Raw genomic sequence first — 1,158 nt, 5'->3', positions numbered from 1 at the left:
GTGATGGCCGAGGGCGCCGCGGTCATGGTCCTCGAACGCGCCGGGTTCGCCCGCGCCCGGGGCGCCCGCGTCTACGGCACGGTGGCCGGCGCGGTAATGGTCAAGAATCGTTGACCATTACTCGCATGCCTACCGACGATCTCCCCGAGACGTTCCACGTCACCACGGACGACCAGCTACGCGCCGTCTCCAATCTCACGCGTCACCGGATCATGGCCGTGCTCCGCTTCGAGCCCGCCACGATCACGCAGATCGCCGAGCGAGTGGGCATTGCGAAGGGGAGTTCCAGCTACCACGTACGGCTGCTGGAGCGGGCCGGCCTGGTGAAGGTGGTCCGGACGCGGAAGGTCCGGGGCGTCACCGAGCGGTACTACGCCATGGCCGCGCGGTCGATCGAGCTGCCGGATCCGGGCGAGGGAGGCCCGGATGTGCTGATGCGGCATGCGGTGGCGGACCTGGAGGCGTCGCCGGCGGACGCCGAGCGGCATGTGGGGATGGCGCATCTGCGGCTCACCGAGGAGCAGTTCGCGGAGCTGGGGGCGCGGCTGCAGGCACTGGCGGAGGAGTACCGGAAGCTGTCCGACCCCTCGCTGCCGGACACGTCACTCGTCTTCGCACTGTTCCACCCGGCATCGCGCCGGCAGGCCGAAGGAGACGCCAAGTGACCACAGACATAAAGAAGTTGCCAGCCGAATTCGGACGGCTGTGGACCGCGCAGACGGTGTCCTCGCTCGGTGACGGGGTGACACACGCAGCGCTGCCGCTGCTCGCCTTGACGCTGACACGGGACCCGATGGCGCTCGCCGTCGTCACGGCCGCCGGAACCCTGCCGTGGCTGCTCTTCGGGGTCCTCGGCGGCGCGCTGGTGGACCGCTGGGACCGCCGGCGCACGATGTGGGTCACGGACGCGGCGCGTGCGGTGCTGCTCGCGATACCGGCGGCAGCGGCCGCACTCGACGTGCTGGGCATTCCCCTGCTCGCGGCCGTCGCCTTCCTCCTCGGCCTCGGCGGACTCTTCTTCGACACGGCCGCCACGGCCTATCTGCCGGATCTGCTCGGCCGCGACACCGCCGTCCTGGAACGCGCCAACTCCCGCCTGCGCGGCGCCCAGACCGCCGCGTCCGGCTTCGCCGGCCCGCCCGCGGGCAGTGCCCTGCT

At 71.2% G+C, this 1,158-nt stretch carries 2 protein-coding genes; both read left to right on the top strand.

All coding sequences use genetic code 11. The annotated features are described in order from the left end of the window. The first annotated feature begins 125 nt into the window (after positions 1-125). A complete protein-coding gene (locus ACWEBX_RS41205) occupies positions 126-665 on the top strand; it encodes an ArsR/SmtB family transcription factor (protein WP_451889788.1) in 540 nt (179 codons plus the stop codon). Then, positions 662-1,158: MFS transporter (locus ACWEBX_RS41200; RefSeq protein ID WP_451889787.1), on the top strand; the 497-nt coding region annotated here is incomplete at its 3' end. The genes ACWEBX_RS41205 and ACWEBX_RS41200, both read left to right, overlap by 4 nt.

It is taken from the genome of Streptomyces sp. NPDC005070 (assembly GCF_053600395.1).
This window is presented reverse-complemented; position numbering and strand designations above follow the sequence as displayed.